5 protein-coding genes and 1 pseudogene are annotated in these 3,267 nt (G+C 61.5%); 1 reads left to right on the top strand and 5 read right to left on the bottom strand.

From position 1 onward, the window contains the following. Position 1: 1 nt before the first annotated feature. The gene (locus QZ184_RS10935) at positions 2–394 is read left to right on the top strand and encodes a lysozyme inhibitor LprI family protein (RefSeq protein ID WP_296419632.1); all 393 of its coding nucleotides are present in this window, start codon (positions 2–4) and stop codon (positions 392–394) included. Here QZ184_RS10935 and QZ184_RS10930 read toward each other — a convergent pair. The 5 genes and pseudogenes from QZ184_RS10930 to QZ184_RS10910 form a co-directional block, all read right to left on the bottom strand. Then, complete coding sequence (locus QZ184_RS10930; protein ID WP_296419629.1) at positions 391–1,209, bottom strand: MlaD family protein; 819 nt, start codon at positions 1,207–1,209, stop codon at positions 391–393. The genes QZ184_RS10935 and QZ184_RS10930 overlap by 4 nt on opposite strands. After that, the gene (locus QZ184_RS10925; protein ID WP_296419627.1) at positions 1,206–1,871 is read right to left on the bottom strand and encodes a hypothetical protein; all 666 of its coding nucleotides are present in this window, start codon (positions 1,869–1,871) and stop codon (positions 1,206–1,208) included. The genes QZ184_RS10930 and QZ184_RS10925 overlap by 4 nt, the downstream gene beginning before the upstream one ends. A 75-nt stretch (positions 1,872–1,946) precedes the next feature. Further along, positions 1,947–2,345 carry a HEPN domain-containing protein gene (locus QZ184_RS10920; RefSeq protein WP_296419625.1) on the bottom strand — a complete coding sequence of 133 codons (399 nt, stop codon included), beginning with the start codon at positions 2,343–2,345 and terminating at the stop codon, positions 1,947–1,949. Beyond that, the gene (locus QZ184_RS10915) at positions 2,342–2,701 is read right to left on the bottom strand and encodes a nucleotidyltransferase domain-containing protein (RefSeq protein ID WP_296419623.1); all 360 of its coding nucleotides are present in this window, start codon (positions 2,699–2,701) and stop codon (positions 2,342–2,344) included. Before QZ184_RS10915 ends, QZ184_RS10920 begins: the two co-directional genes overlap by 4 nt. Before the next feature lie 116 nt (positions 2,702–2,817). Then, a pseudogene (locus tag QZ184_RS10910) lies at positions 2,818–3,267 on the bottom strand (Photosystem II reaction center protein); the annotation flags it as partial.

Here is a 3,267-nt window from a genome sequence, read left to right as displayed (position 1 = left end):
CCTGTTCGCACTGGCTGCTTTGGCGGGGAGTACCCAGCCAGTGGCGGCCCAGCCCAATCCCTGTGCTCACACCATGAGCACGGTGGAGACATCGCTGTGCATCGCCAAGGTTCTTGAGCAGAAGGATCGGGACTTGGCTCTGGCCATGCAGAAGGTGGCAGCGGATGCTGCCGAGATGCCCGGCGGTCAGTTCCCCACGCTCTGGAAGGACAACCTGACGGGCTTCTTTAAGACCAGCGCGGATCCCGAGGATCAGCTGGCTGCGTTTCAGCAGGCCCGCCGCAATGCCTGCGTTTACATGAACTCCATCGCCTTCCAAGGCACGGGCTTCGGCATCTTCGTTAGCAACTGCGAGATCCGGATGACCGATGCCCTGATGCAGTCGCTCGACTAACGGTCCTTCGGCGCTTCCTCAAGGCCACCGATGCCAACCAACAGCTGCAGCAGTTTGCGGCTGATGCTGCTGAGTTGCTGCAGCTCCTTCAAGGTGTTCACCAGGATCGGCTGGGTTTGCTCCAGCACCTGCTGAGCACGATTGGAGGTGGCCTCGGCACTGGCCCCGGTGGCGCTGATTTGCGTGAGCGTTTTGCGCAGGGTGGGTGCTGTCGCTGCGGTCTCCCGTTGCACCACGCCGCTGAGGTTGTCGACGCTCCCGAGGGTTTTGCGGATCTCGCGCAGGGTGTCGGGAACATCCTCTGCCGTGAGTTTGGTGGTGTTGTTCAAGGTGGCCTGCAGGGCCTTCTGGGTTTGATGCAGATCCACCATCAGGCTGCTGATGGCGGGCGGTTGCTCATAGGGCAGGGTCGTGTCGCGCATGCCGTGCTTCTCCAGGCTCACCGGCCAGGGCTGCGGATCAGGACTGACCACCAGGAAGTGCTCCCCGACAAGACCTTGCTGCCCTTGGCTGGCCGTGCTGCGTGGTCCCACCAACGGCGCAAATCGCTCGTCAATTTGAAACTTCACCTGCACCTTGGCGTTGGGCAGCATCTCCAGGGAGCGCACCTGACCGACCTGCATGCCTGAGATCTGAACCGCCTGGCCGGGCCTGATGCCACTGGCATTGGCCGCCACCAAGCGCAGGTTCAAAAAGCGTTGGCCCCAGTGCTGCTCACGCGCCAAGCCAATGATCAAGGCTCCCAGCAGTACGGCACCAGAGCCAAGAAAGAGGAGTTTCTCGTGACTCCGCGTCGGTGGATTCGGCATCGTCATAGGGAGCTCGCCTGCAGACGGATGGGATCGAGCACCGTGATCCAGAGCAGCTTGAGGGCAAAGAGAACCATCAGTCCCTCGATCAAGAGATTGCTGACCATCAAGGCGGGATGGCGTTGGCGTTTGAGTTCCTGGTAGCCCCGCCATTGACTCCAGGCGCAGATGCCGGCCAGGAAGAACGAGCAGCGCAGCATGGCCCGCAGGACATCCTGCAAGGCAACACCGCTGAGCAGCGCCTGCGCTTCACCAATCAGGTCACTGCGGGGTGTGGTCAACGCCCCCGCGCAGAGCGAGGAGATCAAAAAGAGCACCAGCAGAACCGCGGCGAGCAGTGCGGAGGCCGGGACACTGATTAGCCAGGCCCTGGAGCCGTGGCGTTCGACGCGATCCAGCCAGTTCGGCATCATCAGCGCCATCGCCAGCAGCGAGACCAGCAGCGGTCCCACCAACTGCAGCACCAGCAAGGTCAGCAGCTCCAAGCTGAAGCGACTGTTCTGCCCAAGGGGACCGGCACTCAGCTCAACGATGCCGGCGCCAACCACCAGCCCCGAGAGCAGCACGGGACCGCCGCAACGTTGACCGTTGCGTTCGGCGGTGTTCAGCACCCGCCAGATTCGATCACTGGTGAGCTGGCTTTGCACCAGAGCGCTCAATGGCTCCACCCAGGTTGCCGATGCGTGCCTGATCGTCTACTGCTGATCGCTCAGCCGATAAACAGTGCCACAAAGCACCAACGCTTAACTCGCATCAACCAAAGCGGACTCGACAAATCGCAAGACGGCCTTGGCGGCCTCTTGTGCCATCCCGGAGTCGTTGGCATCGAACCGGTCGATGGGAGCCTCATCGTCTCTTGGATAGCGGGTCTCACTATTCATCCGACTCAAGGCCTTGAGGTGCAGTGAATCAATCCAGGCGGTATCGACACCTTGCTCGCGAATCGCTTCAGCTAAGCGATCCAGAGAATGGCTGTAGGGGGGCAGTGTCCCCAGGGAAATCAGCAGTCCCTTAAGGGCTTTCTCCGCCGCTTGGCTGTAGTGATAGCAAGCCTGGCTGTGAAACCCCTGTGACTGAGTGAGTTCTCCAACTTCGAAGTCACTCTTGGCTTGCCGCAGCCAAGCCTGTTGTCGTTGGCTCATCCTTTTGCCAGGCAAAGGGCGTCTTTGGCAATGGCCCGCCAGTACGGGTCCTGACTTTGTGACTGTTGGAGCCAGTCCGTTGTGCTGAGTGCCAAGGCGTCATCGGCCATGCCAATGGCGAGAACAGCCTCTGCCACTTGATCAGCTGTTGCCTGGTCACCAGCGACGGCCAGTACGTCCACGTCGGAGTAGGCGTCCCAGTCTCCGCGAGCCAGTGATCCAAACAGCCAGAGGCTGGACCCTGGACACTGGCTGACAACAGCTTCAGCGTTCGAGCGAAGTTGAGCTAACCGTTCTGTTCGCTTCCGTTCGCGAATCAGCGCAACTCTGGCGGCGGTGGAGGCTGCTTCGACCATGGTTCAAGAATATGCAGGACTTCAGGCTTTTGCTGGCTGAGCCGGTCCTGTCCACAAAGGCCACAAAAAAAGCCCCCGCCGAAGGGCGAGGGCTGAGGGACGATCGCTGAAAGGAATCAGTCGAGGTCAGGCATGGCCAGGGTGGGCTCGGCCTGACGGTCGATGCCCTTCTCGAAGCCAGCAGCAGCAGCGCGGGCGCGGCCGGCGTGCCAGAGGTGACCCACCAGGAAGAAGAAGGCGAGAACGAACTGAGTCGCAGCCAACCACTGACGGAGGTTCACGAAGTTCACCGAGTTGGGCTCGGTGATGATGCCGCCCACAGAGTTCAGAGACGCGTTGGGGGCGTGGGTCATGTACTCAGCCGCGCGGCGCACTTGCCAGGGCTGAATGTCGTTCTGGAGCTTGTCGAGGCTCAGGCCGTTGGGGCCACGCAGGGGCTCCAGCCAAGGACCACGGAAGTCCCAGAAGCGCATGGTCTCACCACCGAAGATGATCTCGCCGGTGGGGGAGCGCATCAGGTACTTACCCAGACCGGTGGGGCCCATGGCCGAACCGATGTTGGCGCC

The sequence above is a fragment of the Vulcanococcus sp. DEBay_Sum22DG08_74 genome, from assembly GCF_017852955.1.
Lineage (GTDB): Bacteria > Cyanobacteriota > Cyanobacteriia > PCC-6307 > Cyanobiaceae > Vulcanococcus.
The sequence above is the reverse complement of the archived record's forward strand: the minus strand, read 5'-3'. Positions and strand labels throughout refer to the sequence as shown.

Coding starts and splice junctions, on each gene's coding strand:
- QZ184_RS10930 (WP_296419629.1), bottom strand. CDS start 1,209: ATGACGATGCCGAATCCACCGACGCGGAGTCACGAGAAACTCCTCTTT.
- QZ184_RS10920 (WP_296419625.1), bottom strand. CDS start 2,345: ATGAGCCAACGACAACAGGCTTGGCTGCGGCAAGCCAAGAGTGACTTC.
- QZ184_RS10915 (WP_296419623.1), bottom strand. CDS start 2,701: ATGGTCGAAGCAGCCTCCACCGCCGCCAGAGTTGCGCTGATTCGCGAA.